The 23,047-nt window shown below is 30.1% G+C and carries 27 protein-coding genes; 1 reads left to right on the top strand and 26 read right to left on the bottom strand.

Annotated elements, in window-relative coordinates:
• Positions 1-161 precede the first annotated feature (161 nt).
• Positions 162-1,028, top strand: a complete 867-nt coding sequence (locus ACQRC6_RS07475; RefSeq protein WP_169967610.1) for an NAD(P)/FAD-dependent oxidoreductase — start codon at positions 162-164, stop codon at positions 1,026-1,028.
• Positions 1,029-1,216: 188 nt separating this feature from the next.
• Here the strand turns inward: ACQRC6_RS07475 and ACQRC6_RS07470 are convergent, their stop codons facing one another.
• The 26 genes from ACQRC6_RS07470 to ACQRC6_RS07345 form a co-directional block, all read right to left on the bottom strand.
• Complete coding sequence (locus tag ACQRC6_RS07470) at positions 1,217-2,464, bottom strand: hypothetical protein (protein WP_083635512.1); 1,248 nt, start codon at positions 2,462-2,464, stop codon at positions 1,217-1,219.
• A 14-nt stretch (positions 2,465-2,478) separates the two neighbouring features.
• Complete coding sequence (locus ACQRC6_RS07465) at positions 2,479-2,754, bottom strand: GNAT family N-acetyltransferase (protein ID WP_075658846.1); 276 nt, start codon at positions 2,752-2,754, stop codon at positions 2,479-2,481.
• A gap of 95 nt (positions 2,755-2,849) precedes the next feature.
• Positions 2,850-3,698, bottom strand: coding sequence for a pirin family protein (locus ACQRC6_RS07460; protein ID WP_169967612.1), 849 nt, complete (start codon positions 3,696-3,698; stop codon positions 2,850-2,852).
• Entirely contained in the window at positions 3,679-4,146 is a 468-nt protein-coding gene (locus ACQRC6_RS07455) for a MarR family winged helix-turn-helix transcriptional regulator (RefSeq protein WP_427848404.1), read from the bottom strand. Before ACQRC6_RS07455 ends, ACQRC6_RS07460 begins: the two co-directional genes overlap by 20 nt.
• 60 nt (positions 4,147-4,206) lie before the next feature.
• Complete coding sequence (locus ACQRC6_RS07450; RefSeq protein WP_075658852.1) at positions 4,207-4,806, bottom strand: hydrolase; 600 nt, start codon at positions 4,804-4,806, stop codon at positions 4,207-4,209.
• A gap of 122 nt (positions 4,807-4,928) precedes the next feature.
• The gene (locus ACQRC6_RS07445) at positions 4,929-5,477 is read right to left on the bottom strand and encodes an NADPH-dependent FMN reductase (protein WP_078756584.1); all 549 of its coding nucleotides are present in this window, start codon (positions 5,475-5,477) and stop codon (positions 4,929-4,931) included.
• A 122-nt stretch (positions 5,478-5,599) separates the two neighbouring features.
• The gene (locus tag ACQRC6_RS07440) at positions 5,600-6,217 is read right to left on the bottom strand and encodes a glutathione S-transferase family protein (protein ID WP_169967614.1); all 618 of its coding nucleotides are present in this window, start codon (positions 6,215-6,217) and stop codon (positions 5,600-5,602) included.
• Between the two features lie 169 nt (positions 6,218-6,386).
• A complete protein-coding gene (locus tag ACQRC6_RS07435; protein WP_169967616.1) occupies positions 6,387-8,819 on the bottom strand; it encodes an ABC transporter permease in 2,433 nt (810 codons plus the stop codon).
• Entirely contained in the window at positions 8,812-9,492 is a 681-nt protein-coding gene (locus ACQRC6_RS07430) for an ABC transporter ATP-binding protein (RefSeq protein WP_427848403.1), read from the bottom strand. Before ACQRC6_RS07430 ends, ACQRC6_RS07435 begins: the two co-directional genes overlap by 8 nt.
• 51 nt (positions 9,493-9,543) lie before the next feature.
• Positions 9,544-10,404: a sensor histidine kinase gene (locus ACQRC6_RS07425; protein ID WP_427848402.1), complete on the bottom strand. Its 861-nt coding sequence runs from the start codon at positions 10,402-10,404 to the stop codon at positions 9,544-9,546.
• A gap of 60 nt (positions 10,405-10,464) precedes the next feature.
• Positions 10,465-10,971: a GNAT family N-acetyltransferase gene (locus ACQRC6_RS07420; RefSeq protein ID WP_293558287.1), complete on the bottom strand. Its 507-nt coding sequence runs from the start codon at positions 10,969-10,971 to the stop codon at positions 10,465-10,467.
• A 52-nt stretch (positions 10,972-11,023) separates the two neighbouring features.
• Positions 11,024-11,674, bottom strand: a complete 651-nt coding sequence (locus tag ACQRC6_RS07415; protein ID WP_427848401.1) for a response regulator transcription factor — start codon at positions 11,672-11,674, stop codon at positions 11,024-11,026.
• A 338-nt stretch (positions 11,675-12,012) separates the two neighbouring features.
• Positions 12,013-12,621, bottom strand: coding sequence for a class I SAM-dependent methyltransferase (locus ACQRC6_RS07410; protein ID WP_427848400.1), 609 nt, complete (start codon positions 12,619-12,621; stop codon positions 12,013-12,015).
• A gap of 86 nt (positions 12,622-12,707) precedes the next feature.
• Positions 12,708-13,199, bottom strand: a complete 492-nt coding sequence (locus ACQRC6_RS07405) for a MarR family winged helix-turn-helix transcriptional regulator (RefSeq protein WP_427848399.1) — start codon at positions 13,197-13,199, stop codon at positions 12,708-12,710.
• A gap of 8 nt (positions 13,200-13,207) precedes the next feature.
• The gene (fabZ, locus tag ACQRC6_RS07400) at positions 13,208-13,627 is read right to left on the bottom strand and encodes a 3-hydroxyacyl-ACP dehydratase FabZ (protein ID WP_427848398.1); all 420 of its coding nucleotides are present in this window, start codon (positions 13,625-13,627) and stop codon (positions 13,208-13,210) included.
• A 1-nt stretch (position 13,628) separates the two neighbouring features.
• Positions 13,629-14,846 (bottom strand): beta-ketoacyl-ACP synthase II, encoded by a 1,218-nt coding sequence (gene fabF, locus ACQRC6_RS07395; RefSeq protein ID WP_427848397.1) that lies wholly within the window; start codon positions 14,844-14,846, stop codon positions 13,629-13,631.
• Positions 14,843-15,571 carry a 3-oxoacyl-[acyl-carrier-protein] reductase gene (fabG, locus tag ACQRC6_RS07390; RefSeq protein WP_427848396.1) on the bottom strand — a complete coding sequence of 243 codons (729 nt, stop codon included), beginning with the start codon at positions 15,569-15,571 and terminating at the stop codon, positions 14,843-14,845. Before fabG ends, fabF begins: the two co-directional genes overlap by 4 nt.
• A 3-nt stretch (positions 15,572-15,574) precedes the next feature.
• Complete coding sequence (locus ACQRC6_RS07385) at positions 15,575-16,465, bottom strand: ACP S-malonyltransferase (protein WP_427848395.1); 891 nt, start codon at positions 16,463-16,465, stop codon at positions 15,575-15,577.
• A complete protein-coding gene (locus tag ACQRC6_RS07380; RefSeq protein ID WP_427848394.1) occupies positions 16,462-17,484 on the bottom strand; it encodes an NAD(P)H-dependent flavin oxidoreductase in 1,023 nt (340 codons plus the stop codon). The genes ACQRC6_RS07385 and ACQRC6_RS07380 overlap by 4 nt, the downstream gene beginning before the upstream one ends.
• Positions 17,462-18,391, bottom strand: a complete 930-nt coding sequence (locus ACQRC6_RS07375) for a nitronate monooxygenase (RefSeq protein WP_427848393.1) — start codon at positions 18,389-18,391, stop codon at positions 17,462-17,464. The genes ACQRC6_RS07380 and ACQRC6_RS07375 overlap by 23 nt, the downstream gene beginning before the upstream one ends.
• A gap of 1 nt (position 18,392) precedes the next feature.
• Positions 18,393-19,286, bottom strand: coding sequence for a 3-oxoacyl-ACP synthase III family protein (locus ACQRC6_RS07370; RefSeq protein ID WP_427848392.1), 894 nt, complete (start codon positions 19,284-19,286; stop codon positions 18,393-18,395).
• Positions 19,277-20,053 carry a carboxyl transferase domain-containing protein gene (locus ACQRC6_RS07365; protein WP_427848391.1) on the bottom strand — a complete coding sequence of 259 codons (777 nt, stop codon included), beginning with the start codon at positions 20,051-20,053 and terminating at the stop codon, positions 19,277-19,279. Before ACQRC6_RS07365 ends, ACQRC6_RS07370 begins: the two co-directional genes overlap by 10 nt.
• Entirely contained in the window at positions 20,040-20,894 is an 855-nt protein-coding gene (locus ACQRC6_RS07360) for an acetyl-CoA carboxylase carboxyltransferase subunit beta (RefSeq protein ID WP_427848390.1), read from the bottom strand. The genes ACQRC6_RS07365 and ACQRC6_RS07360 overlap by 14 nt, the downstream gene beginning before the upstream one ends.
• Positions 20,881-22,269 carry an acetyl-CoA carboxylase biotin carboxylase subunit gene (locus ACQRC6_RS07355; RefSeq protein WP_427848389.1) on the bottom strand — a complete coding sequence of 463 codons (1,389 nt, stop codon included), beginning with the start codon at positions 22,267-22,269 and terminating at the stop codon, positions 20,881-20,883. The genes ACQRC6_RS07360 and ACQRC6_RS07355 overlap by 14 nt, the downstream gene beginning before the upstream one ends.
• Positions 22,266-22,736, bottom strand: a complete 471-nt coding sequence (locus tag ACQRC6_RS07350; protein WP_427848388.1) for an acetyl-CoA carboxylase biotin carboxyl carrier protein — start codon at positions 22,734-22,736, stop codon at positions 22,266-22,268. The genes ACQRC6_RS07355 and ACQRC6_RS07350 overlap by 4 nt, the downstream gene beginning before the upstream one ends.
• 1 nt (position 22,737) lies before the next feature.
• Positions 22,738-22,959, bottom strand: coding sequence for an acyl carrier protein (locus ACQRC6_RS07345; RefSeq protein ID WP_427848387.1), 222 nt, complete (start codon positions 22,957-22,959; stop codon positions 22,738-22,740).
• Between the last annotated feature and the right edge of the window lie 88 nt (positions 22,960-23,047).

Raw genomic sequence — 23,047 nt, 5'->3', positions numbered from 1 at the left:
TTTTTAAATACAAGAAGATAAATTTATTTTTCTTTTAATATATTATATGACACTCATTTTTCTCTAGACTATAAATTTAAATTTTACATTATTTGCAATTAAATTTTTGATGATTTATAATTTTGTTAAACCTAGGGATTCCCTAGGATATAGGAGGTAATATGAAAGATATAATTATTATAGGAGCTGGTCCTAGTGGTGTAAGTGCTGCCCTTTATGCAAAAGCAAGAGGAAAGGACATCTTAATTTTAGAAAAAGAGCAAATTGGTGGAATAATTGGTCATGTGTCTAAAGTAAGTCATTACGCATCTGTTGATAAAAATGAAACAGGCGAAAGCTTTAGAAAAAAATTGGAAGCTCAACTTAAATATTCTAATATAGAAGTGGTTTATGAAAAGGCTATATCTATAAAAAAGGAAACTGATAAATTCATTATTGCCACTGACAAAGATACTTATGAAGCTAAAAAAGTTATTTATGCAGCAGGCTCTAAACTTAAAGAACTTGAGGTAGATGAAATTAAATCTTATCACTGGCCTTTTGGGAAAGAAGATTTGCTAAAAGATAAGCTAGTAATTATTAATGGAGGTTCCGATGGAGCAGCTAAGGAGGGTCTATATATTTCAAAATTTGCAAGAGAAGTTCATATAGTCCAAGATAAAGATAAGTTACTTTGCATCGACGAATTTAAAAAGAAAATTGAAGATAGTTCAAATATTATAGTTCATACTAGTGAAAAGATTGTAAGTAAAGTTTCAAATTCTGAAATAAAATTATCTTCAGGAAAAACAATTAAAGATAAAGATGAAATCTTAGTCTTTGTTCAAATTGGTCAAAGTGGAAACTCAGATATTTTAAAAAACTTAGAAAACTTTGATTTAGAAAATAGTTTTGTAAAGACTGATATAGAAAGTACTATTGATGGCCTTTTCTTTGCCGGAGATATCAGAGTAAAGTCTGTAAGACAAGTATCTACAGCTGTATGTGATGGAACAATAGCAGGCATTAAGGCAAGTCAAAGCTTGTAATAAAAAATTTATTTATGCTTTAAATTCAAAGATTAGAAACTTTTTAATAAAAATTAATTATATTTCAAAGAAAAAATCGACTTACTTATATAAGTTTGCCGATTTTTTGATCTTAAAAAATATCAGCCCAACCTATTAGGAGGAGCTGACACAAAACTTTTTACATTATATAATTTACATTTTATTTACTATATATTTCTTTCTTTTGAACCCTTTCCTTTTGCAATAATTTCTCCCTTTATTTCAAATTCTTTAACTTCGCCACCATCAATATTAAAACTTATAACTCCATCGCCCCTTGTTTCAATATTTTCTCCGACAAATAATTTTTCTATTATTGCACCTTCAAGCACGCTTATTCCATCTGCTTTTAAAGTTTTTATAACGCCTTTTACAAGTGTTTCTCCTTCTCCACCAAAGGTTTCAACTGATTTAGTAATAGTGATTTCCCCTACTGGTTTTGAAAATTGCATACCAATGGATCCGTCTCCAACAGTTTTTATTGAATAAAATGTGGCATTATTTATAGTACCGTCGTATTGGTTAAATCCTCTGGCGCCTTTACCATAAGTTTCAATTGCTTTGTTTGCAAGGAACTTTTTAACTGTTCCAAAATTTACAAATCCGATACCACTTGAGCCATAGCTAATTACTTTTTCATTTGTTGTCCAATCATCCACAACTCCCCATACATCAAGAACCATATCGTTGTTTCCATATGTTTTAACAACTCCATTTGAAACAATTTTATTTGCATGAGCACCATAGACAATAAATATAGCACCTGTAATTAAATTAGGTTGACCCGTTGGAATCATTCCATTTGAATATATCTCTTTTGTTTCAAGTTCCTTTACTGTAACTTTTCCACCTTCGTCATTAAAGCCTGATATAAAAACTCCACTTCCAAAGACAGGTGAAAGTTCTCTTCCTATTTTTAATCCCTTAATATTTGCTGTTATTTCGCTATCTTTAGATGGATTAAAGTTATAAATTGTAAATGCTCCTTGGTATACAATTACGCCATATTTCATAGGTCTTTCTACAAATCCTCTTGCATCAGCAGCAACAATATCAAGGTTTTCAACATTTAAGTTTAAAAACTTATTGTTCCCTCTTGTAAGAATTTGAACTACACCTGTAACTGTAAGATCTTTTAGGGATATATCTTTTAAATCTTCTAATTCTGAATTTATAAAGATGGCTCTTTCCTTATGTGATGTTTGAATTGCAAGATTCTTAATCTCATTATCGCCTTCAAGTCCAATTCCTTCACCATTCATAAAACTTATAAGAACATCTTTATTTTTACCAACAAGTTTCTTTCCTTTTTTCAATGTGATTGAATTTGGAATTGTAAATGAATTATAAATTTCAATTAAATCTTCCTTTGAATTTAAAGCCCTTTGTAGTTCTACATAGTTTTTTACCTTCATAATCTACCTCCTGATTAAAAAAGAACGTCATTATATTCAAGTTTTTTTTCAAATTCTTTTTTTGCATATGGACATAGCGGAATAATTTTTACATTTTCTTTTCTTGCATTTTCAACTATCTTTTCTACAAGTTTTGAAGCATATCCTTTGCCTCTTAAACTTTCATCCACATATGTGTGATCTATAATCCATTTCGCATCTGAAGGTGAAAATGTAGACTCTCCAACAAGGTTGTCTTTCTCATCGTAAAGTGCCGCTCTATTTCTATTTTTTTCAAATTCTACTCTCATTATTTCTCCTTTATACTAATAAAAAACATCCTAATCTTAAAAATTTTAAACTCTTTTTAAATTATAAAAGTGAGCTTAAAACTCACTTCTATAATTTAATCGGCATTAAATTCAATTTTTTCCTTTATAAATGTTCCATTTCTAAGATCTTCATAAGCTTGTCTGATTTCTTTTGAAGTGTTCATTACAATAGGACCTGCCCATGCAACTTCTTCATTAAGTTTGTCAGAACTCATGAACAATACTTGTGCCTTATTGTCTCCATTTTTAATTGTTAACTTGTCGCCTTCTGATAGTTTTGCAGCTGTTTTTTCTTCTATATGTTCATCTCCAACATAAACATCTCCAATAAGTGTGAAAATCATGACAGATTTATTGTGATCTGTTTCAATTGTAAATTCTTTGTTTGGCTCCAAGTGAATATCATAATAATCAAGTGGCAAGTGTTCTCCCTCAAAACCACGATGTTCTTTGTAAGTTCCAGCAAGCAAGCGAATCATGCCACTATCAATATCAATTTCTTCAATCTCATCTCTATGAATCTTATTATAAGTTGGCTTACTCATCTTTTCCTTTTGTGGTAGATTTAGCCAAAGTTGAACACCAAGAAGTCTATCGGATGCTGGAACCATTTCCTCATGTTCAATCCCAGATCCTGAATTCATCCATTGAACCTCTCCATCGCCAATTCCATCTTCATTGCCAAGAGTGTCTTTGTGAACCATTTTTCCCTTGTAAAGATAGCTAACTGTTTCAATTCCTCTATGTGGATGCATTGGAAAACCTGCAGTATATTCCTCTGGATTTGTACTGTCAAAGGAGTCAAGCATTAAGATTGGATCGAAATCCTCTACAGTTTCATGCCCCAAAACTCTTACCAGGCTTACTCCTGCACCGTCTTTCGTTCTAAAACCTTGTACTTTTTTAATTACTTTTCTTTCCATATATACCTCCAATTTTCTTTAAAATTATGAGCAAATTTTCTTTTTCTTCTTCTGTTAACATTAAAAAAGACTCTTCTAACATTTCTGTATTTCTAACAACAACCCTTTCAATGACATCTCTTCCCTTGTCCTTTAGGTGTAAAATGCAAACTCTCTTGTCGCTTTCACAAGGAATTTTTTCGATATAATCAAGTTTTACCAAATTGTTTACAATAACAGAAATAGTTCCAACACTGCTTAAAATCTTTCTCATTACATTTCCAATGCTCATATCTCCCTTACTATAAAGAACTTCCAAAACTTCAAACTGTCCAAAGGTCAAACCTTCCTCCTGAGCAAGTTTCATGGTTTTCTTATCGATCTTATCAATGCATCTATGAAGTGCTACTATTAATTTTAACGAAATATCCATATACTCCCTCAATAATCTAACTGGATATATTGCCATCAAAAATAATTTAAAACAAATATCCTTTTCTTACAAAGTGAGCTTTATTAAATTAGCCTCTTATTTACTAAACAAAATTTTTGCAAATTCTTCTTTTGTTTCTTCCCTATTCCAATCTCTTTGAAGTTCACAAGCAAGTTGTGCGAAACTAATAAGTTTTGCTCCAGCTTGTTCCATACGTCTAAGTGCAGCTTTGTGTGCAACTTCACTTGTTCCTCCAACGGCATCTACTACAACATAGACCTCATACCCTTCCTTTAAAGCATCAAGTGCTGGAAAGCTAAGGCATGCCTCTGTCCAAAGTGCTGTCATAATAAGCTTCTTTCTTCCAGTTTTCTTTACAGCATCATAAAACTCCTCATCTTCCCAAGAATTTATTGTAGTTCTATCAACTGGTTCAATATCTGGGAAAACTTCTCCAATTTCTTTTATTTGAGGTTCATTTTCACCATTTTTTACATTAACTGTGCTTAAAACTGTTGGAAGTTTAAAAAGTTTCGCAAGCTTTGCAGTCTTTGTAATATTTTTTACAAGTTCTTCTTGATCCATACTTTTTATAGAACTAACTTGAATAGGTTGATAGTCTATTGCTATAAAAGCTGCGTTTTCTGGTGTTAGTAAATGATCGACTTTTTGATCTCTAATTTTTTTTGAATTCATAATATCCTCCTTGAATTTCACTAATTTAAATATTTATCATTTAAAGCATAAATTGCTTTTTTAATAACTTTTGCTAAAGCTTTTTAATTAATTTAAATAAATTGATACTTTTATTAATATAATTATTTTCTATTTATTAATTTTGCGTGCTCAACAAAACTAAGAACAGCCTTCTCTAAAAACTCTCTAGTTCCTTCTACCATTTTTTTGTCTTCATCAAAAAGATCTTGAACCTTTGATAGATAAACTTCTGGTTGTTGCATAGGAATCAAATCCACATAAATAAAGGATTGACGAAGTGCGTGATTTGCTGCCATCGCTCCAAATCCACCAATGGATGCACTAAAAACTGCTGCCGGCTTTTTCTTAAATCCACTGCCTTCTGGATCTCTTGATACTACATCAATTACATTTTTTATTGCAGGTGTGTAACTTCTGTTGTATTCTGGTGTGAAGAAAATAAAACCATCATATTTTTTTACCTCTTCTCTTATTTTTTTAAAATTTTCATTTGGCTCGTCTTCGTCCAAATCTTGATTATATAGTGGAACATTTGAAATATCAATAATATTTGCTTCCACATCCTCTGGAAATAATTCCTTTGCTGTTAATGCTACCAACTTATTCCACGATTCTTTTCTTAAAGAACCTACAATTAATCCAATTTTCATAAAACCATCCTTAAATACATCTAATTAGATGTTTATTTTTTGTAAAAATTTTTAGCATGAATTTAAGTTTAATTTTTTAAAAGATCATGCTAAAACCTAGTAAAAAGTCTTTTAAAGACCTATTAAATTTCTTTTGTAGAAAGTTCTATAATATTTTGAACTTCCTCGTCATTTTCCATAGTTTCCATAAACTTCTTTAAATTTGGATATTCAGTCCAAGACTTTGGTGTCTTTGAAAGCCAACGGCTTAAAATATAAGCATAGGCATCAAGAACTGTTCTTTTATTCTTGTAAATATGAGTTTTTCCCTCAAGCATATTGTCCAAAATTATTGCAACGCTATCAATTTTTTTATATGCAGCTTCAACAACCTTCTCTAAATCTTTCTCATCTCTACTTGTTGTGTAATTTTTAGGGCCAAACATTGGCCAAAAAGCTGGATGATAGTCTGCAGACAAAAATGCTGAAATCTGATTAAATAAAAATTCATCTTCAAGACCTTCGTCTGGTCCTAAATCTTTTTCTTTGTACTTATCTGCAATATATGATAATATTGCACCTGCTTGGGTTTTTATATTTCCATCTCCCGTATCAAGAGCAGGGACCGCTCCAGAGGGATTGATCTTCTTGTATTCATAAGATCCCAACTTAACTCTTTCTGTCTCAAAATCTGCTCCTAACCAATGAAGAGCAATCCAAATGGATACAGCACATGTACCCGGTGCATAATAAAGCTTCATAAAATCCTCCTTTAAAATAAATCTAAATATAACTTCAAAAGTTTTTTAAATTCATTCTATAATTTTATACCCAAATATTAAAACAATAAACTCGTCAACATTAATATAACATCATAAGTTTAGATTCACAGGTTCATCTTTTTCTAATAGCTACCAATACTTTTCAAAATTAAATTGTTCTAATTAAATCAATGGTTGGTCTTTCTAGTATTCTCTTTAAGGAGAAATGATAGATAATTAGATTAATACCATAGACGACTAATGAAAATCCTAAGAAACTTTTATAGTCATAATATTTTATTAAAGTACTCATCCTTAAACTAGGGGCTACTAATGATATTATAAGCATTACAGCTAAACTCACCATAATAGAAATTATAAAGGATTTTACCTGTTCTCCAATAAATTCTTTTTGATAGATGTTCTTTAACTCATCTACGTCCATACCACAAGAGTAAAGACTTCCGATTTCTTTTTTTCTGCTCATTAGACTTAAATTAATTGAAGAGTAGCCGTTGGTAATATTTAGTACAAAAATTATAAATCCAATACTTACCACTATTTTAATTAGAGCTTGTAAGCTTTTAAACTCTTTTTCTTCTAGCTCATCACCAGCAATAATATTAAATCTATCTTCAGGTGAAATTTGTTCCCTGATCATGGCTTCTACATATTCTTTTACATCTTTGGTATCCGAATCTTTTACCTTCATATTTAATGTATAAGCATAGTTTGTATATTTTTCATCTCCGGACTCTTCCATAAGTTTAAAATAAGTGTCAAAATCTGTATAAACTTTTACATCGAATGGTCTTGTTTTCGACTTAAATTTCCCCAAATCTGTTATAGTCTTTGAAATTTTAATCGTCTTCTTATAATCATTTAAGTTAATATCTAAAGTCTGTGGGTTTTCGAAATAGGGAATCCTCTTTGCCTTGGCTATTGGAATAGAAGAATCTTCTTGAATTGTATTGTAGAGGACAAATTCACCCTTCTTTCCTCCAAGTTCTTTAAAGTCACTTTCTTCCAAGGCGATAATAAATCCATCCATACCCTCTGCCTTATATTTTTCTATATTCTTTTTCGCTTCCTCATCTAAACCAGCTGCCTTTGCTTCTTTTGAAAATTCATTTGTGTTTTCCACTTGAACATACTTATCTTTTGAAATATAAGACTTCTCGTTAGGAATTTTATCTACAATTTCTTTTAATATTTTTGGTACTTGATTCTTTTCACTAAAATAATAAACAGAGAAATTATAGCCATCATCGTAAAACAAAAAATCTCTGTAGTAACTTGAGATACCTATGATGATTATAAACACTGAAATAATTATTATTCCTATGGCAGAAATATATCTCTGTGATTTTATTGAAGCTAAGTTGTTGAGTTTTAATTCCTTCCAAAAATCTTTGGCTCTTTTCTTCTTTGATTTTGAAAAATCTATATTCCCTCTTATGCCGTCTATAATATTTATTTTAGAAATCTTTTTCGCAGGGGATTTAATAGCTAATGCTACAATCACAAAGGAAACTACAAGTATTGCCAAACTTAATAAGGGATTAAATTTCATCACTTCAAAGGCACTTACTCCTTCACCTTTTGTTATGTTTTTATACAAACAATACATAAAGAAAAATCCTGCAATGTGTCCTAAGAGTATTGGAATTGCAGTTGTAACAAGTCCTTCCTTTAGAAGTAAGAGATAAATTTGTCCATTGGTAGATCCAATAGATTTATAGATGGAAAGCTCTCTAATCTTCCTTAGCCCCCAAACCCAAAATATGTTTTTTATAAAAAACACAAATATTGCTATGCATCCAATAACTGATAGAACAAGAACTGCCTTGCTCATTATATTTTGTAAGGGTTCATTTTCTACTCCATAATAGTTCATAAGACTTTCAGAAAATTCTAAAGTAACATTTTTGTCCAAAGTCTGGTTGATTTCTGCTTGAATTTTATCTCTATTTTTGTAAGCTTCTTCAAATGAATGAAATTTTACAAAGGTTCTGAAGGTGACCATTTTATCTTGTAGCCCTAGAGCAAAACTTAGTTTACTGTACTTGTTGTAGACATCTCCGTAAACACCAACTAAAGTAAAGCTTTTAGAGCCTTGACTCTCAAATTTTTCCCTGTCAGTATTTGCACTTGTGGGACCTATCTCTTCGCCATTCAGAAACCTTTTGCCCAAATCAAGTTCTAGCTTGTCGCCTATTTTAAGTTTATTTTTCTCTACGAGGCTTTCAGATAAAACAATTTCGTCTTCCTTTGTAGCAAATCTGCCTTCAATTAATCTTGAATACTCCCTCATCTTATTGATTGCTTGGTCTTGGTAGTTGATAACGACTAAATCGTCTGCAAGTTTTCCGTTGTCAGGATTAAGAGACATTTTTCCGACCAAATCTATATCTTCAATGGACTTTAGTTTTTCAATATCTTCATTTGAGAGTTCTTCTTTGATCTCCCCATGATAAAAACTTGAAGCCATGTAATAACCATAGTTAGCCCTCATATTTGTATATCCATAGTAAAAAATTACAGTGAAGAACAGACTTACAATAAATAAGGAAATAAAAATAGGAAAATTCTTCTTATTCATTTCTCTCATCTCCTATAATTTTTCCATCGACTATTGTAATAATACGATTTGTTTGTAAGGCTATTTCTTCGTCATGAGTGATTAGGATAATAGTTTGTTTTAAAGTTTTATTAAAATATTTAAAAATCTCTATTATTTCTTTAGAATTTTTCCTATCTAAATTTCCTGTGGGTTCGTCTGCTAAAATTATTGATGGACTATATATTAAACTTCTAGCAATGGCTACTCTTTGTTGTTGACCTCCTGATAGTTCACTTGGAAAGCTTTCTAACTTATTTTCTATTCCCAGTTTTCTGACAATATCTAGGAATTCATCTTGATTTATTTTTCTTTTATCAAGCTTTAGCGGAAGTTCTATATTATGTCTAACTGTTAAATTTGGTATCAAATTATAAAATTGATAAATTAAGCCTACTTTTCTTCTCCTAAAATAAGCTAATTCTTTTGATGAATACTTTGAAATATCATTTCCATCAATATATACTTTGCCATCATCAGGACTATCTACTCCACCTATGATATGTAAAAGTGTGGATTTACCCGACCCGCTTGGTCCTACGATTGCGACAAATTCTCCTCTTTCAATTGTTAAGTCAATACAATCTAAGGCTACGACCTTATTATTTTCCTCTCCATATTCTTTTCTTAAATTTTCAACTTTTAATATTTCCATACTTGCCTCCTTCTGTAAACTTGTGGCAAGTGTATAAAATTAAAGTGATTTTTAGGTGACATTATAAAATTTAATTTCAAAACTTGCACCATTTTCAGTATTTCTTGCAGAAATTTCTCCATTGTTTTTTTCTACAATAGTTTTTACCATGGCAAGTCCTATCCCAAATCCATTAGAGTCTGGTGTTTTATAAAATCTTTTAAATATTTTCGTCATATTTTCTTTTTCTATTCCTCCACCATTATCTGAAATTACAAAACTTGTATAAAGAGGATTTTTTGATGAGCTTAAAACAATTTTATTACAAGCCATTCTATTATTAGCATTTTTTAAGATATTTATAAGAGCTTCTGCTAACCAATAAAAATCGCCACAAATTATATTTTCCTTTAATGTTTCATCAATTTCTAATGTAATATTTTTCTTTAAAGTAAAACTATCCAAAGCATAGTCAACTAATTCCTGCAAGCTAAATTTCTCGTTTTTCATCATATCCTTATTTGCATCTAAACTCGAAAGTTTTAGTAAAATATCAGCAAGAGAGTTTAATCTTAGAATTTGTCTTTTTAAGATCCTTATATCTTCATTTTTAGGATAGTCCATTTCCAAGTTTTCTATGGAAAAAAGCATTGATGTGATAGGAGTTTTTATTTGGTGAGCAATATCTTCTAAATATTCAATTTGTTTTTCGCTATTTTTATTAATTGTCTCTTTTGCCTCTACTATTTCTATAAATATCTTGTAAATTTTATCTTCTAAAATCGAAAAATCATCTTGCTTCATTGGAATTTTATAGTCCTGATTTTTCATCTTGTCAATTAAGTTTATAATTTCATTAATTCTCTTTTTCTTTTTATTTTCTAAGATATAATAAAGAAATAAAAGACTAATTGCCCAAAATAAATATACCATCTTAATATCTCCTATATCCAATTTCTCTAAATATTGTCACAGACTAAAATAGATTTTTTCTTAAATATTAATCCAATATCTTCTTGTTATAACATTTCCTCTCAATAAACTATTTTTCACTTTATTTTCCAAAATTCCACCATTAGTTTCTATAATTTTTATTGATCCAATATTATCATCATCACATGTAATCAAAACCTTATTTAGATTCAATGTTTCTTTGCAATAGATAAGTGCCATAGAGAGCATTTTTGTTCCATATCCCTTAAAACATTCAGAATGTCGAATTTCATATCCTATATTTCCACCATAATTAATTAAAAAAGAATTTAATTCATGTCTAATATTAATTTCACCAATAAATTTTTCTTTGTCTATCAGCCAAAATGCAGTTGCTCTAACATAATTTATAGGCAAATTTATACCATGTTCAAAATTATAAGAACGCTCTATGATTGTCTCGGGTTCACTAAAAATCATTTCAGCATTTGGTCTAAATAACTCATCTTCTTCAATTGCTTCAATATAACTTTGGATAAATTTCCTATGTGGTCTAATTAATTTCATAAGTTCTCCTATAATATATACTGTAAAAAATTATCTATTAAAATTATAAATTTCAATCCATTCTATATCCTATTCCCCTAACAGTTGTTATTACTTCCTTATCCAACTTTTCCCTTATTCTTTTGATAGTTGATGTTAGAGTATTGTCATTGACAAACTTATCCCTGTCTTCCCAAAACATTTCTAAAAGTTGACTTCTAGTATAGACTCTGTGAGGATTTTTGATAAATAATAAAAGAATCTCATATTCAAGGGCTGTTAATTCTACTAGTTCTTTTTTAAAGTAGACCTCTGATTTAATTAAATCTATTTTTATGTCTTTATATGTAATAGATTCATCTTCAGCTAAGACAATGGTTCTAAGTACAGCATCAATTCTTGCTCTAAGAATAGCTAAAGAAAAGGGCTTGACTAAATAATCATCCGCCCCTTGATCTAGCGAGGCAATAATAAAGTCTTCATCATTTTTTACTGTAGTAACTATTACTCTTATATCCTTTTTCTTTAGTTTTTTTATTAAATGATGACCATCTTTATCTGGAAGATTAATATCTAAAAGAGCTACATCTACATCAACATTCATATTATAGATTGCTTCGTAATATGAAGATGCGATATTCACAGCATAGCCCTCATTTGTTAAATATTTTTTCATTTGTAAAGCAATTTCTCTATTATCTTCTATAATTAAAATACGTTTCACTACTTACTCCTCTTACTTTAGGAATTAATTCTATCTATATAATATAAATTGTGCTTGTTCATTTATTCTACAATCCTTGAATAATATTAATTATAACTTATATTATAAACAGACTCTATATAGAAAAATTAGCCTCGTAAAATTTATTTTAATTTAAAATGTTTTTAAAAAATTATTTTATTTATTTTTTATTGTACTTTTCACTTAAATCCAATAAAAATTTTTGCATTGATCTTTTCTTAAATTTCTATAAATTTAATATCTTTAAATTACATTTATTATTACAAAATAAAAAAATAGCAACTACTTTTGTAGATGCTAATGAATATTAAGGATATTTATTTTTTTGCTATAAAAGCTAATTGCCTTTTCTTGTCCAAATGATATTCACAAATAAATCCTATTTGCGATAAAATTCTTGTTAAATATTCAGGTGAATACACTTCAAAATTTAACATATTCGCCCATTTTTTGATATTTTTTTGTTCTCTAAATGCACCTTCATTGCAAATTAAAAATTGCCCATCATCTTTTAATACACGGTAGATTTCTTTGAAACAATCCTCAATGTTATTCCAAAAATATATGGTTTCAAAAGCAGTAACTATATCTATGGACTTTTCTTTAAAAGGGATTTTTTGTACATTTCCTTCAATGATTTTGCATCTTCCAGTTTTTATTGCATCTTTATTTAGAAAACTTGCCATTTCTACACTTGCTTTTGAATAATCTATTCCATAAACTTTATATGCCCTTGTCAAAAAATACTCTATGTTGCGGCCTCCGCCGCATCCTAAATCTAAGATGATATCCTCTTTATCAATTTGTAAAAAACTTCTTCCCCATTTTGCCAATCTTTCATGACCTTTGTTCATGCTTTTTAACATAAATCTGCCAGCAAAACTATCTTTTGGTTTAATAACATTTTCAAAGAAACTTTTAAACATGATATCCTCCGATTGATATTTTTTATCATATATATGATATCATGTTTTGACCTTTGAATTAAAATATATTAATCTAATTTATTTAACTATTTTTCATCAATTGGAGTATTGTCATCTTTTCTAGAATTTATAAATTTAGTTACTTCTGGCATAAGTTCATCACTCATAATTTCAAGAATTTTTTCCATGGTTTCTATGTCTTTTTTATCAACTCTTTTTCTCAGCCTATCTAAAACCACTTCTATATAAGAATTTTTCATATTATAATACTCATAAAATTTTTCTGTGCATTCTAGATAATATTCTCTTCTGTCTTCTTCAGATTGAATTTTTTTAAGATAGCCCTTTTTTATTAGTGCAGATATTTTATAAGCTATATTTGGATGAGAGCATTCAAGAAATTCAGTAACATCACTTACCCTTGGTCTATTTAGTGCATGTATAACTTCAATGGTAAAAGTTTCAGTTGCTGTCAATGTTGCCTCCCTATCCTGTAAGTTGGCAAACATATTTTTATATAAATTCAACTTAAATTTTTCATATACCTCATCAAATATTTTTTCCAAATTATTATACATTTTTCCTCCTATATTAATGCAAAGGATATTTCACAACTCATCACCTTTTCTCCATCTCTTATAATATTACCCTTACCAATACCAAGGTTTTTTACTACTTTTACCATTTCGCAAGTTATTTCTAAATAATCTCCTGGTCTTACTGGCTTATAAAATCGTGCATTCTTTATTCCACCAAGTAAAGCAAGTCTTTTTGGATTTTCTCTTAAAAGTGCTACTGCTCCAACTTGGGCAACTGCTTCTATTTGAAGAACTCCTGGCATTATAGCTTCTTGTTGGAAATGCCCTTGAAAATAGTATTCTCCACCTGATACTGATTTAATTCCCTTTGCATATTTATTATTGTCTATTTCAATTATCTTGTCAATCATTATAAAGGGATAGGAATGTGGTAAGATTTCTTTTAGTTGATTAAAATTTATTTCCATATTAATACCTCTTAAAAATTAGTGCTGCATTATGACCACCAAAACCAAGTGAGTTCTTGAGAAAATAATTTATAGGATATTCTTCAGCATCTAGAACAAAATTAAGATCACATTCTGGATCTCTATTTTTTAAATTTATTAATGGTGGTAAAAAGTTTTCATTCATCGCTAAAATTGAAAGTATTGATTCAACAGCACCAGAGCCGCCAAGCAAATGTCCCATTTGAGATTTTGATGAAGATACTTTAATTTTTCTATCTCCAAATACATTTTTTATCGCAAGTGTTTCAAGTTTATCATTTAAAAATGTGGAAGTTCCGTGAGCATTTATATAGTCAATTTCATCTGCACTTACCCCAGCATCTTTTATAGCATCGGCTATTGCTTTTGTTGCAAATTTTCCGTCAGGTGATGGTGATGTTATATGATAGGCATCACAATTAACTCCATATCCCACAAGTTCCGCAATTATATTTGCTCCTCTTCCTAAAGCTGAGTCCAAACTTTCTAGAACTAAAACACCTGCTCCTTCTCCCATTACAAAACCGTTTCTATCCTTATCAAAAGGAATTGATGCTCTATTTTTATCTTTAGATGTGCTAAGAGCTTTCATTGATGTAAATCCACCAATTCCAAGTTCAGTAATTGATGCTTCGCTTCCTCCAGCGAATATAATTTCTTCGTAACCCGCTTTTATTGCTCTGTAAGCTTCTCCAATTGCATTTGTAGAAGACGCACAAGCAGTTACCATAGATATGCAAGAACCATGTGCTCCCAGTTCTATTGCAACATTTGCACCAACTGAATTTATTATTGCCTTTGGTATGAAGTAAGGACTTAACTTATCAAAACTCCTATTCATTCCTCTTAAATAATCTTCTTCAATTGTTCTAAGTCCGCCAATTCCTGAAGTTATATAAACTCCAACTCGCTTATTTTCAATTTCTTCTTTTGAAAGTTTTGAATCCACCATGGCATTTTTAGCAGCAATTAGGGCATATTGGTTTACTCTATCTAGCCTATTTATTTCTTTTCTAGTAAATTCTTTTTCTGCATCATAATCTTTAAGTTCAGCTGCAAGTGTAACTTCTCTATTTTCTATGGGATAATGTGTAATTTCGTCAATAGCACATCTACAATTGCGCATAGAACTTATAAGTTCTTCTTTCGTTGAGCCTATTGGTGTTAAGGCACCAAAACCTGTAACTACAACTCTCATATATTCATTCCTCCGTCAACTGAAATAACTTGACCAGTTATGTATGAAGATTCTTTACTGGATAAAAAATGAACTAGGTCAGCTACATCTTCAGCTTTTCCATATCTTTTTAAGGGAATATCTCTTAAAATTTCTTCTTTAACTGCATCGTCTAAATTATTTGTCATTTCTGTATCTATAAAACCTGGTGCAACTGCATTTACTAAAATATTTTTTGTTGCAAGTTCTTTGGCAAGTGATTTAGTAAAGCCAATAATTCCAGCTTTTGATGCACTATAATTAGTTTGACCAACATTACCTCTAATTCCACTTATAGATGAAATATTTATTATTCTTCCACTTTTCCTTTTCATCATTGGTCTTGCAAATAATTTTGAAAGATAAAAAACTGAATATAAGTTTGTTTCAATTACTTTAATAAATTCTTCTTCCTTCATCCTAAATATTAAATTATCTGAAGTCATGCCAGCATTATTTACAAGAACTTCTACTTCAAGATTTCCTTCTTTGCATAAATTAAAAACTTTCTCACAATCTTCAAGTTTAGATAGGTCTGCACTTACACAAATAACTTCTGTGTTCAATTCATTTTTTAATTTATCTATCTTATCTTTTTTGCTTCTTGCATGGAGAATCAAGTTATAATCATTAGCAAGTGCTCTCGCAATTGCACTTCCAATACCTCCACTAGCTCCTGTTATTAATGCGTATTTTTTATTTTCCATTACTCACCTCTTAATTATTTCTTCTTCGTTTTTTAAAGAAATTACTTGAACTTCTTTGAAGTTTTTTCTGATTATCTTAGAAATTACATCTCCTGGACCTATTTCTATAATCTTATCCACTCCAGAATCTATCATATTTTTTATATCATCAAAAAGTCTCACAGGATTATATATATGTTTTGATAAAACTATTCTCAAATTTTCGCCATTATATTTTTTCCCTGTTAGATTCAAATAATAATCTATCTTAGGTTTTTCAAATTTTATTTCTTTTAGCTCTTCAAAATATTTTTTTCCAGCATTTTCCATATAATTTGTATGAAAAGCTCCACTTACTTTCATTTCAATAGATCGTATTTTTTTATCGTTTAAAAACTCTTTAAATAAAGATATTTTCCCACTATCTCCAGCAACTACAACTTGCTTTGGACTATTTATATTTGAAATATGGATTTCATCAGGACAAGAAAAATTTGCAATAAGTTCCTTTACTCCATTTTCATTTTTATTCAAAATTGCAAGCATCTTAGTATCGTATTTTTGACTTTCATTTTGCATAAGGCTTCCCCTTATTTTAACAAGAAAAAGTGCATCTTTATATGACAAAGAGCCCGCCAATACTAGACTTGCGTATTCTCCAAGACTTAAACCGCAAGTTGCAACTATATTCTCATCCTTTTTTAAAAATTCCAGTGCAGCAATTTGAAAAGCAAGCATTATAGGTTGAAGATTTTTAGTCCTTGATAATTCTTCTAAATTTCCATTTAAAATAAATTTTTCATATTCTGAAATTTTTTCATATATATATTTTGTTTTTGGATGGTTTAAAAAAACTTTTCCCATATTTTCATATTGAGAGCCTTGACCTCCAAAAACAACTCCTGTCTTTGTCATTTTTCCTCCAATAACCAGTCTATATAATCATCCACAGACCTAACTTTTTCAATATTTTCGATATCAGTTCCCGCAAAAAATAATCCTTTATTTATATCACCTTTTACAGCATTTATAAGAGCTTCGCTTATACAATAATTTGTATCTTTTCTTTTGCAAGTTTTAATACATGAAAAGCAATGCTTAGGTGGAATTTTTTCCAACTTCATTTGTTTGACAAGATTGTTTTCCATACCTCTTGCTAGTAAACCGACAGGACTTTCCAGTATTACATTTTTAAGGTTTCCCTTATTTTTTTCACTTAAAATTTTTTCTTTTGCAGCTTTTGGCATACCTGATTCTTCTGTAAACAAAAATCCTGTTCCTATTTGAGCTCCACTAGCTCCCATTTTTAAAGCTTCTTTCATAGCTTGTGGAGTACCAAAGCCTCCTCCAACAAAAACTGGAATTTCTTCACCTAAATTAATGATTTTTTGCAACTCATCAAGAATATTTATGTCTAAATCTTCTCTTTTGAACCCTAGATGACCACCAGCTTTAGGTCCTTCTAAAATAATTAAATCAGGTTTTCTTTTGTATTTCTCCCATTTTTTCATGACAATTCTTAATGCTCTTGCTGACGATACAATGGGACCAATTATTTTTTCTTCTGAAATATATTTTGGCAATTCAAGGGGAAGTCCTGCTCCTACGACTACACCATCAACATTTGTACTGTTTAAAAACTCTAAATATTCATCAAATCTCTCTACAACATGCATTAAATTTGTCAGTATGAGACCTCTTCCCTTGGACTTTTCTCTTGCAAATTTTAAATCTTCTATAAAGGCTCTCTTGTTTGCCTCAAAGGGATTTTTCAAAAAATCTTCCTGTGCATAGCCAGGATTTACCATTGATAAAGTGCCTATTCCACCTCTACTTGCTACTGCTCCTACTAAGCTTTTACTTGACATACCAATTGCCATAGCTCCCTGAATAATTGGTATTTCTATATTTTTATTTTTTATTTTTATACTCATTTTTTATCTCTTTATATTCACTCATTAACTTTTCAATATATTCTTTGACAGATATTATTGAATTAAAGGAACCTACTGTTAAGCCAGTCATTACAGATCCATTTTCTACATCGCCTTCAATTACAGCTTTCCTAAGTCTGCCAAGAGTGAATTTTTCAAGTTCTAAAATAGAATTATTTCTTTCAAGTTTTTGATATTCTCTTGTCATTTTATTTTTTAATACTCTCATTGGTATTCCATTTATATTGCCAATTACAGTTACCTTGGAGGAATTTGATTTTAATAATATATTTTTATAATTTTCATGAACTGGACATTCTTTTGTGAATAAAAACCCTGTTCCAATTTGGACTCCACTTGCTCCTAAAACTTCTGCTGCAAAAACTTCTCTGCCTGAAGCTATACCTCCTGCCGCTATAATAGGTTTTTTAGTCTCTGCTATAGCTTGAGGAATAAGTGTCATAGTTGTCATTTGACCAATATGTCCTCCAGCCTCTAAGCCTTCTGCTATAAATGCGAGAGGTTCAAGTGCTTCATATCTCTTTATTTGAATTGGAGATGATACTACTGGCAAGACTTTAATATTTTTACTTATAAATTTGTCAGCAAATTTTTCGTATGTTCCTGCTCCAACAGTTATAATCTTTACATCTTCTTCTATAAGCACTTTGACTAGCTCATCTATATCAGGTCTAAGCATCATCAAATTTACTCCAAAGGGATTATCTGTTACCTTCCTCAATGCTCTTATGTTTTCCCTTAGTGCATAAGTATCCATTCCACCAGATCCAATAATGCCTAAACCACCAGCACTTGAAACTGCTCCAGCAAACTCACCCTTTGCAATATGTGCCATTCCGCCTTGTAATATTGGATATTTTATACCAAGTAATTCTTTTAAATCCATCTCACCACTCCATCAAAACACTTACAACAGATAGTCCTGCACCGAAACCAGATAAAATTATTTTTTCTCCACTTTTTATCGAAGAAAAATTTTCTGCAAGGACTAGAGGAATTGATGCAGCAGATGTGTTTCCATATTTTTGTAAATTTGAAAGACAATTTTTTCCATCCATTCCAATTTTTTCCACCACATGATCAATTATTCTTTTGTTAGCCTGATGCAAAATCATTTTATCAATATCTTTTCCTGAAAAATTATTCTTGTTAAAAAGTCTTTTTATAGAATTTAAAACCTCTTCAATCGCAAATCTATAAACTTTTTTTCCATCCATTGTTATCATGGAGTCTTCATCTAAATTCAATGAATTTTCATTTGGAAAGGATGCTACATCTGTTTCCCACAACTTATCATTTTTCTCTACCAAGACTCCGCCAGCGCCATCTCCAAAAAGTATAGCAGTCTTTCTATCATTCATATCCAAAAAGTCAGATATTTTTTCACTTGCAAAAATATAAGCCTTTCTTCCTTCTAAAAGATAGGACTCTGCAATAAGTAAAGCTGCTACAAATCCACTACATGCAAGATTAATGTCTAAGCAAAGGCAGTGTGGATTATTATTAAGTTCTTCTCTCACTAAATTTGAAATTGATGGCATTCTTTTTTTAGAAGAAAAAGATGCACAAATTATTAAGTCTAGATTTTCCATATTATTTTTAAATTTCTTTGTTAAATTTAATGCCATTACATCAGTTCCATAATCTGAAAATTGTCTAGTAAAAATTCCTGTTCTTTTTTCAATCCATTCTGAACTTGTATCTAGATTTTGTTCAAAATATTTATTTTCTATAAATTTTTCTATATCAAATTTATGAGCTTCTAAGATTTTTAAACCCACTTAACACCTATCTTTCTAAACTTATTATGTCTATCTCTAACAATTTCCTTTGAAGAAAATTTTGAATAATATTTCAAATCTTCAACAATAATCCTCTTTAAATCTAAAATTGAAGTTTTATTCTTATTTTCCTTTACAATACCATTAATAATTCCATCTTCAAGTAAGTCGTGTGAAGTTAGTCGCATTAGTTCAGAGGACTCCCTTGCCCTAGATTTACTTTTATATAAAATTGACGAGAAACCTTCAGGCGACAAAATTGAAAAAACTGCTCCTTCTCCCATATAAATTTTATTTGCAAGAGCAAGAGCTAAAGCTCCTCCTGAGCCACCTTCACCAATTATAAATGCAAGACTAGGAACTTTTAATCCAGCCATTGTAATAAGACAATCAGCAATAAGTTGATGTTGTCCCATTTCCTCTGCTTTAACTCCGGGATATGCACCAGGTGTATCTATAAATGTAATAACTGGTCTTTTAAACTTTTCGGCTGATTTCATCAGCCTTATAGCTTTTCTATATGCATGAGGTTCTGGCATTCCAAAATTTGTTTCTATTGCTTCTTCCATGCTGCGACCTTTTTGTATGCCTATAAAAGTTATTGTATAATCATCAAGCTCTCCTACTCCACCTATTATTGATTTGGCGTCTCCAAAAGCCCTATCTCCCTTTACATAATAAAAATCTTCGAATAAATCCTCTATAATTTCTTTAGATACACTTCTATCTTTAGATCTTGCATTTATAACTCTCTCATAAGCGTCCATATTTCCTCCTATGCATCCTCAAAATTTTTCCAATCATTTCTCTTTGATTTTTTCTTTCTACAATCATGTCAAGAAATCCAAAATTTTCGAGATTTTCTGCCTTTTGAAAATTTTCTGGAATCTTTTCGCGAAGAGTTTCTTTTATTACTCTTTGACCAGCAAATCCTATTAAAGCACCCGGCTCTCCTATATTGTAATCACCTTGAGCAGCAAAACTAGCACTAACTCCTCCCATAGTAGGATTAGTTAAAAGACTTATGTAAAGTCCTCCCTTTTCTCCAAAGGAATAAATAGCTGAACTAATCTTTGCCATTTGCATAAGAGAAAAAATCCCCTCCTGCATTCTGGCTCCACCACTTAATGAAATAATTACAATAGGAAGTTTTTTCCTTTCTGCTTCTTCTATCATACTTGTGATTTCTTCACCAACATAAGTTCCAAGACTTCCTAACATATAAGTGTCAATTAACGAAGCTACTAAAACTGGATTCCCTAAAATTTTACCCCTTGCTATTTTAACTGCTTCAGATTTTTTATCCTCTTCCTCATTTCTATAATTTGGAAAACTTATAGGGTTTATTTTTTTTGAATTATAATCAATTACTTTATATCCCTTATCCATGAGCATATCAAACCTATCTATCCCAGTTAACGGAAAATATGAAGAGCAATGTGGACAAACAAATAAATCTTTTTTTAAATCTTCTAATCTATTTGCTCTTCCACATTTTTTACAAACCAAGATCTTTTCACTATTTTTCTTTAATGAAAAATCCTTTGCAAGTTTGCTAAGATTTTTTATTGTACCAAGCAAAGTTTTTCTATTTTTAAGATCTTTCATGGACATTTTTAGCTACCTCTTTCATCTTATTTATTAAGTATTCTTCCTTGTCTTTAATATAATTTGTATGAATTCTGCCTTTTAAAAAATCTACATCAAATAAAAGTGCATACATAAATCCTAGATTTGTCTTTATTCCTTCAATCATTGTTTCTTCAATAGATCTTCTAAGTTTTTTTATTGCATTTAGCCTTTTATTATCTTTTACGATTATTTTTCCTATCATAGAATCATAAAAAATAGGAACATCAAATCCTTTATAAATAGCTGAATCAAATCTAGTATCCATACCACCAGGAGTAAAAAGAAAATCTATTCTTCCACTTGATGGCATAAAATTATTTAATGGATCAACTGAATTTATTCTAACTTCAATTGAATGACCAGAGCATTTTACATCTTCTTGATTTATTAAAAGACCAATACCAGATGCAATTTTAAATTGTTCCTTGATTATGTCAATGCCAGTGATCATCTCCGTTACTGCATGCTCCACTTGAAGTCTTGTATTCATTTCGCAAAAGTAAAAGTTCTCCTCATTGTCAACTAAAAATTCAATAGTTCCTGCACCAGTGTATTTTGTAGCTTTCACACAATCGAGACTTGCTTTATAAAGCTTTTCTTTTAATTTCTCTGATATAAAATTACAAGGAGCTTCTTCTAAAAGTTTTTGGTTGTTTCTTTGCAAACTACATTCTCTTTCAAACAAATGTATAGCTTTATCTCCATCAGATAAAATTTGAACTTCAATATGCCTTGGTTGTTCAATTAATTTTTCAATAAATATTTTTTCATCACCAAAAGATGCCTTTGCTTCAGCCTTAGCTAAATTTATAGAATGAAAAATTTCTTCTTTAGAATCAACTCTCCTCATTCCCTTTCCTCCTCCGCCACTTCTAGCTTTCAGGAGAATTGGGTAGCCAATATCTTCACAAATTTTTAAAATTTCTTCATCTCTTTGCTTGTCAATAGGAATTCCCTTTGCGACAGGTACTCCAATCTTTTCCATAAGTTTTTTAGCTTGAATTTTGTCGCCCATTAACTCTATTACATCGGGATCTGGTCCTATAAATATAATCCCTTCATCAGTAACTTTTTTAGCAAATTCGTGAGATTCTGATAGAAATCCATACCCTGGATGAATTGCATCACATTTTTTTTCTTTAGCACAAGTTATAATGGCATCCATATTTAGATAAGTATCCTTTGAGAACTTATCTCCTATACATATTGCCTCGTCGGCTAAATAAATATAAGATTGATTTGCATCAGCTTTTGAATAAATAACTAGAGTTTCAATCCCTAATTCCCTAGCACTTCTTAAAATAGAAAGTGCACACTCGCCACGATTTGCAATCAAAACTTTTTTTATCATAATTGCTCCAACTTAAAGATTTCAGCATCATATTCAACAAAGTCTTCATTGGATACAAGGCAATCAACAATCTTGCAATCATAAGGAGCTTTTATTTCATTCATCATCTTCATCGCCTCAATAATACACAAAGTACTTCCCTTTTTTACTTTATCTCCAATTTTTACAAAAGGATCTTCATTTGGACCTTTAGAGGAGTAAAAAACTCCAAGAACTGGAGCCTTTAAAACCTTTATATTTGTTTCTTCTTTTAATTCATCTTTATTTTCAATTTTTTTATCAATTATTAAATTCTTAGATTCAATATTTTTCTTGTTTTGTTGATCCATTACTTGTGAGTTATTTTCATAAAAAGGACTCTTTCCAATTTTTAAAGAAAAATTATCTAATTTAAACTCAAGAACATTAAGCGAAGAATCTTCCAAAGACTTAATGAGTTTTTCCGTAACCTCTAAATATTTTTCCATTTTATTTATCCAAATATTGAATTAGATCTTCTATGGTTACAATTTTTTCAAATACATCATCAGGAATTTCCTTTCCTGTTTCCTCTTCTATCGCCATAGTCAATTCAACTGCATCAAGAGAATCTAGTCCAAGATCATCTCGTAAATTTGACTCCATCTTAATTTCATCCTTGTTAATTCCAAAATTACTAGCAATAATATCTTTTAAATTTTCTAAATTCATTTTCTTCCTCCAATTAGTTAAAAAATTTTACTTAATTATTTTATATCATTCCTTATACTTTGTCAATTATTTAAAATTTTTTATGTAA

Source organism: Peptoniphilus sp. SGI.035, from assembly GCF_050315115.1.
Classification (GTDB): Bacteria; Bacillota; Clostridia; order Tissierellales; family Peptoniphilaceae; genus Peptoniphilus_A.
Note: the sequence above shows the minus strand (reverse complement) of the source record. Positions and strands in the feature narration are given on the sequence as shown.